Annotated in this window: 6 protein-coding genes; all 6 read left to right on the top strand. The window is 74.4% G+C overall.

Translation table 11 applies throughout. The features are described 5' to 3' along the window. Positions 1 to 618, top strand: a 618-nt coding sequence (locus ABZY57_RS31985) for a DUF6084 family protein (protein ID WP_356517924.1), incomplete at its 5' end; no start/stop codon positions are given. After that, positions 615 to 2,033: a hypothetical protein gene (locus tag ABZY57_RS31980; RefSeq protein WP_356517922.1), complete on the top strand. Its 1,419-nt coding sequence runs from the start codon at positions 615 to 617 to the stop codon at positions 2,031 to 2,033. The genes ABZY57_RS31985 and ABZY57_RS31980, both read left to right, overlap by 4 nt. After that, the gene (locus tag ABZY57_RS31975; RefSeq protein ID WP_356517920.1) at positions 2,030 to 2,572 is read left to right on the top strand and encodes a hydrogenase maturation protease; all 543 of its coding nucleotides are present in this window, start codon (positions 2,030 to 2,032) and stop codon (positions 2,570 to 2,572) included. Before ABZY57_RS31980 ends, ABZY57_RS31975 begins: the two co-directional genes overlap by 4 nt. A gap of 218 nt (positions 2,573 to 2,790) precedes the next feature. Next, the gene (locus tag ABZY57_RS31970) at positions 2,791 to 3,195 is read left to right on the top strand and encodes a hydrogenase maturation nickel metallochaperone HypA (RefSeq protein WP_356517918.1); all 405 of its coding nucleotides are present in this window, start codon (positions 2,791 to 2,793) and stop codon (positions 3,193 to 3,195) included. Positions 3,196 to 3,198: 3 nt separating this feature from the next. Next, positions 3,199 to 4,101: a hydrogenase nickel incorporation protein HypB gene (hypB, locus tag ABZY57_RS31965; RefSeq protein ID WP_356517916.1), complete on the top strand. Its 903-nt coding sequence runs from the start codon at positions 3,199 to 3,201 to the stop codon at positions 4,099 to 4,101. Next, the coding region (locus tag ABZY57_RS31960) for an acylphosphatase (RefSeq protein ID WP_356517914.1) at positions 4,101 to 4,676 on the top strand (576 nt) is incomplete at its 3' end. The genes hypB and ABZY57_RS31960, both read left to right, overlap by 1 nt.

The following is a 4,676-nucleotide window of genomic DNA, read 5'->3' as shown; positions in this document are numbered from 1 at the left end:
CTGCGGCTGACCGCCTCGCCCGGGGTGCGCGTGCACGCCGTGGCCCTGCGCTGCCAGCTCCGCGTGGAGCCCGCCAAGCGGCGCTACGGCCCGGCCGAGGCGGACGGCCTGGCCGACCTGTTCGGCGAACCCTCCCGCTGGGGGTCCACCCTCCAGCCGGTGCAGTTCGCACAGGTCTCGGTGATGGTCCCGAGCTTCACCGGGGAGACCGAGGTCGACCTCGTGGTGCCGTGCAGCTACGACATGGACATCGCGGCGACCCGCTACTTCGCGGCGCTCCAGGACGGCGAGGTCCCGATGCTGATGCTGTTCTCGGGGACCGCCTTCACCGGGGCGGGCGGCTTCCAGGTCGAACCGGTGCCCTGGGACCGCGAGGCCGCGTACCGGATGCCCGTGGCCGTATGGCGGGAGATGGTCGAGCAGCACTTCCCCGGATGCGGCTGGCTGCGCCTGCCCGCCGACACCATGGCCGAGCTGCTCGCCTTCCGCTCGCGGCACGCCCTCCCCTCCTGGGAGGCCACCGTGCGCACCCTCCTGGACAGCGCGGCCGGGCCCGTACCCGCCCCGCTCCGGCTGGGCGCACCGCCGCCGCTCGTCATCGAGAGGACCGCGCCGTGACCACGACCGCCCCCGGCCTCGCCGACGCCCAGGACCGCGGCTTCGCCACGGCCCGGCAGGTGGCCGACGCCGTCCTCTTCGAGGGGTACGTCCTCTACCCGTACCGGGCCTCCGCGGCGAAGAACCGGATGCGCTGGCAGTTCGGCGTGCTCGTACCGCCCGCCTGGGCCCCCGCCCACGGGGAACACTCCTTCCAGCAGACGGAGATCCTGCTGGAGCCCCGGGGCGCGGCGACGCTCTCCCTGGAACTGCGCTTCCTGCACGCGCAGCGGCGTACGGTCCAACGGGCCCTCTCCGAGGGCACGTTCGAGGAGGTCGCCGAACTCCACCTGAGCGACCGGGTGCTGGTCCCCTGGGACGAAGGGACGGAGGAGCGGGTCGAGTTGTGCCTGGCATTGGCCGACCTGACGGGTTCCGAGGCCGCCTTCCCCTTCTCCCGGCCCGCCCGCGAGGAGGTCGAGCCGGTCCTCGACTCCGACGGCCGCACCGTCGGCCGCCTGGTGCGGCGTACCGAGCGGATCGACGGGGTCCTGCGCCTGCGAGCCGCCGAACTCGAAGGCCCCTACCGGGTGTCGAAGCTGACCGCGGTCGTGGAGAACACCAGCTCCTGGGCTCCCGCGGATCCTGCCGCGACCCGCGAGGAGGCACTGCCCCGCTCCCTGGTCGCCGCCCATCTCCTGCTGGCGCTGAGCTCCGGTTCCTTCCTGTCGATGACCGACCCGCCCGAGTGGGCCAAGGGTGCCGTCGCGACCTGCGAGAACCGGCACACCTGGCCGGTACTGGCGGGCGAGACGGGCCGCGCGGACGTGGTCCTGTCCTCCCCCATCATCCTGGAGGACCATCCGGCGATCGCCCCCGAGAGCGCCGGCGCCATGTACGACGCCACCGAGATCGACGAGATCCTGGCCCTGCGCACCGCGGCCCTCACCGACCAGGAGAAACGGGAGGCCCGCGGGACGGATCCCCGGGCGGCCGCCGTGATCGAGCTGGCCGACTCGATGCCGCCCGAGGTACTGGAACGGCTGCACGGGGCCGTACGGGGCCTGCGCGACATCACCGGCGAGGACACCGTGCCGGACCCGGACGCGCTGTTCCGGCCCGGGACGCCCTGGTGGGACCCGGCCGGCGCGGACGCCGCCGCGCCCGTACCGGACCACGTGACGGTCGACGGCGTCCGGGTGGGCGCCGGAAGCCGTGTGGTGCTGCGCCCGGGGCTGCGGCGGACCGACGCCCAGGACCTTTTCCTCCAGGGCCGCACCGCCCTGGTGGAGGCCGTCCTGCACGATGTCGACGGGGGCGTCCACCTCGCCGTCACCGTGGAGGGCGACCCCGGCGCCGACATCCGCCGGGAGCAGGGCCGGTTCCTGTACTTCCAGCCGGACGAGGTCACCGTCGCCCCCGAGGAGCCGGCGTGAGCGGCCGCACCCTGGTCGCGGGCATCGGCAACGTCTTCCTCGGCGACGACGGCTTCGGTGTGGAAACCCTGCGGGCCCTGTCGGCGCACCCGCTGCCGCCGGGCGTGGAGGCGGTGGACTTCGGGGTCCGCGGGGTCCACCTCGCCTACCAGGTGCTGGACGGCTACGACACGGTCGTCCTCGTCGACGCCACCGCGCTCGGCGGGGCCCCCGGCACCCTGTACCTGATCGAGGTCGGCGAGGAGGACGTGGGCGCTCCCCCGGGCGGGGCCGCGCTCGACGGCCCCGACATGTCGCCGCCCACCGTCCTCGCCCTGCTGGACACCCTCGCCGCCGGCCCCCGCGCCGAGGCGCCCCGGCGCGTGCTCGTCCTGGGGTGCGAACCCGCCTGCGTCGAGGAGGGCATCGGGCTGAGCGCACCCGTGGCCGACGCCGTGCCGCAGGCCGTGCGCGCGCTGTTGGACCTGCTCGGGCAGCAGGAGCCGGGCGGGGCAGGCCCGGATTCCACGAACCGACGAGAACTGAGGAGTACCCCATGAAGAAGGCAGTCGTCGGCGGAGCCGCCGCCCTGGCCCTGGTCGCCGTCCTCAGGCAGGTCCTGCCCGACATCAGGCGCTACTTGCGCATCCGCCGCATGTGAACGCGTACGCCCCGGCCTCCGAATGGAGTACGGGGCGTACGGGCTCCCGGCGTGCCCGGCCGTGCCGCCCCGGTCCTGCCGGTGTAATGAGCCCCGGCAGGACGGAGACCCAATCCGATGCACGAGATGTCGATCGCCATGGCCGTCGTGGGCCAGGTGGAAGAGGCGGCCCCGCAGGCCGGCAGCGCCGTGAGCCGAGTGGAGCTCCAGGTGGGCGAGTTGGCGGGAGTGGTCCCGGACGCGCTCCACTTCTGTTTCGAACTGGCCTGCGCCGGAACGGTCCTGGAGGGCGCCGAGCTCGTCGTCCGTTCCGTGGCGGCCCGTGCACGCTGCGGCGCCTGCTCGGGCGACTGGGCCGTGGGCATGCCCCCCGAACTGTGCTGTTCCACGTGCGGAAGGGCCACGGAGGTGGAGCTGCTCTCCGGGCGCGAGCTGCGCATCCTCACGGTGACCTGGGAGGACGCGCGGGCCGTCGGTGCCGCCGTGGCCCCCTGCCGCGCCCCGATCCCCGAGGAGGCCTGAACCATGTGCCGAGTGGTCGACCTGCAGCAGGCGGTACTCGCCAAGAACGACGGGGCCGCACAAGCCCTGCGCACCGAACTCACCGCCCGCGGGACGACGGTCGTCAACATGCTGTCCAGTCCGGGCAGCGGCAAGACGGCCCTGCTGGAGCGCGAGCTGCTGCTCGCCCGGGAGCGGGGCGTGGCCGTCGCCGCCCTGACCGCCGACCTGGCCACCGAGAACGACGCGGTGCGGCTGGCCCGTTCGGGGGCGCCGGTCAAGCAGGTGCTCACCGACGGGCTCTGCCATCTGGAAGCCGCGATGCTGGGCCGCCACCTGCACGGCTGGCTGCCCGAGGAGACGCGGCTGCTCTTCGTCGAGAACGTCGGCAACCTGGTCTGCCCGGCCTCGTACGACCTCGGGGAGTCACTGCGCGTGGTCCTCGCGTCCGTGACCGAGGGCGAGGACAAACCGCTGAAGTACCCGACGGCCTTCGGACTGGCCCAGCTCGTCGTCGTCACCAAGACCGACATCGCGCGGGCCGTCGACTTCGACGAGGCGGCCTTCCGGGCGAACGTCCAGCGGGTCAACCCGGGCGTGGAGGTGGTGCTCACCTCGGCCCGTACGGGCGAGGGCCTCGGCCTCCTGCTGGACCGGGCGCAGGCGGTCGGAGCGGGGGCGGTGGCGCACACGCCGGTGATGGCCGGCGCGAGCGCCGCGGCGCACGGCGGCGATGCGGGCGGCGGCCACGGCCACAGCCACGGGCACGGGCACACGCACAGCCACAGCCACAGCCACAGCCACGACGGCCTTCCTCACCGACCGGGGGACGAGCACGGTCACGCTCAGGGGCCCGGCCCTGACCACGGCCATGTGCACCCGGCCGACACCCCCGCGGCAGCGCCGGCGCTCGGGCAGAGCCGCTGATGGATTCCGTACAGCGCCGCCGGGTCACCGTGCAGGGGGTGGTGCAGGGCGTCGGCTTCCGCCCGTACGTCTACGCCCGCGCGACCGGGCTCGGTCTGGCCGGGCACGTCACCAACACCCCGGCGGGCGTGGTGACCGAGGTCGAGGGAGCGGCCGCCGCCGTCGTCGCGTTCTGCGAGCGCCTCGCGGCGGACGCGCCGCCGCTGGCCGTGGTGGACGCCGTCGAGCACTGCGAGGTGCCGGTGGTCGGCGGCGCCGGATTCTCGATCATCGCCTCCCGGAGCGGCGGCCCGGCCCGGACCCTGGTCTCCCCGGACACGGCCACGTGCGCCGCCTGCCTCGCGGAACTGGCGGATCCGGCCGACCGCCGCCACCGCCACCCCTTCATCACGTGCACCCACTGCGGACCCCGCTTCACGATCGTCACCGGGCTGCCCTACGACCGTGCGCAGACCACCATGGCCGGCTTCCCGATGTGCCCCGACTGCGCCCGCGAGTACGCCGATCCGGCCGACCGCCGCTTCCACGCCCAGCCCGTCGCCTGCCCGGCCTGCGGTCCCCGGCTGCGGCTGCTG

Source organism: Streptomyces sp. NPDC006450, from assembly GCF_040612195.1.
Classification (GTDB): Bacteria; Actinomycetota; Actinomycetes; order Streptomycetales; family Streptomycetaceae; genus Streptomyces.
Note: the sequence above shows the minus strand (reverse complement) of the source record. Positions and strands in the feature narration are given on the sequence as shown.

Coding starts and splice junctions, on each gene's coding strand:
- ABZY57_RS31970 (WP_356517918.1), top strand. CDS start 2,791: ATGCACGAGATGTCGATCGCCATGGCCGTCGTGGGCCAGGTGGAAGAG.
- hypB (WP_356517916.1), top strand. CDS start 3,199: ATGTGCCGAGTGGTCGACCTGCAGCAGGCGGTACTCGCCAAGAACGAC.